Origin of the sequence: Dyadobacter sp. OTU695 (assembly GCF_038440355.1) — a bacterium.
GTDB lineage: Bacteria > Bacteroidota > Bacteroidia > Cytophagales > Spirosomataceae > Dyadobacter.
In genome coordinates, this window is record NZ_JASATN010000065.1 from 1 (window position 1) to 1,067 (window position 1,067).

At 53.9% G+C, this 1,067-nt stretch carries 1 protein-coding gene; it reads right to left on the minus strand.

Annotation, left to right across the window (positions count from 1 at the left end; translation table 11 throughout):
• On the minus strand, positions 1-1,067 hold a 1,067-nt coding region (locus AAHB90_RS32415; protein ID WP_342089479.1), incomplete at both ends, for an AMP-binding protein.

Sequence of the window (1,067 nt, forward strand, 5' to 3'; positions counted from 1 at the left end):
GCATAAACCGCCGCTGCTGTTTAATATATAGATCCGCGTGTTGCTGATCGGGGTGCCGATCGAAACGCTGCCCGCAGGCACGCTGCCGGCATGAAAACGATATACGCTGCTGCCAACAGTGGCTTCGGTAGGACCATATTCATTGATAATCTCTATACTGCTCGCCTCTAAAAAGCGGACCTGACTGGTATGCAAGGCTTCCCCGCCTACTACGATCCGGGAACAGACCTGTGGTCCGGCGCTGAACAAACCTTCCATTAAATGAAGGTGTGCAGGCGTAACCTTTAAAAACTCATAAGGGGCGTTAGATAAAAAGTCAGGTTCTGAAAATACATCCAGTGAGCCGCGCGGCGCTATCACCAGGCGCTTACCATGGATCAAACAGCCAAAAAGGCTCGTCAAAGAGGCATCAAAGGTATAAGACAAATGAAAATAGCTGCCGGAAACATCCGCCTGCCCGTTTTCCATGTAAGTGGTCTTATCATTGGCCAGATAACTCAAAAGGTTGCTGTGCTCGACCATAACCCCCTTAGGACGCCCGGTAGAGCCTGAGGTATAGATCACATAGGCAAGGTTCGAACTGACAACACCCGAAGCTACCGCCTCGCTGCTGCACAAACTGACCCTTTCCCGGTCCGCCCCGTCCAGCTCGATTACCTGGCAAGCCCCCCCTAGCCGGTCTGACAGCCCCTGGCTGCTCACCACGCACGATACTGCGCTGTCAGTGAGCATATAACTGATACGGTCAATTGGGTAATCAGGGTCGATCGGTACATAAGCTCCGCCCGATTTAAGGATACCCAGGATTGCTACCACCATATCCATGCCCCGCTCCAGACAGATACCCACCAGGCTTTCAGGGCCTACACCCAGCCCGCGAAGGTAATGGCCTAGCCGGTTACTGGCTTCGTCCAGCTCCCCATAGCTCATCGTTTGCCCTTCGAAAATCAACGCCGCAGATGAGCCGTCTGCCTTCACCTGACCCGCAAAAAGATCCAGCACCGTCAGGGACAGATCGTAATCCCGCTCAGTCTGGTTGAAGCCTGCCACCAGTTGCTCACGCTCGG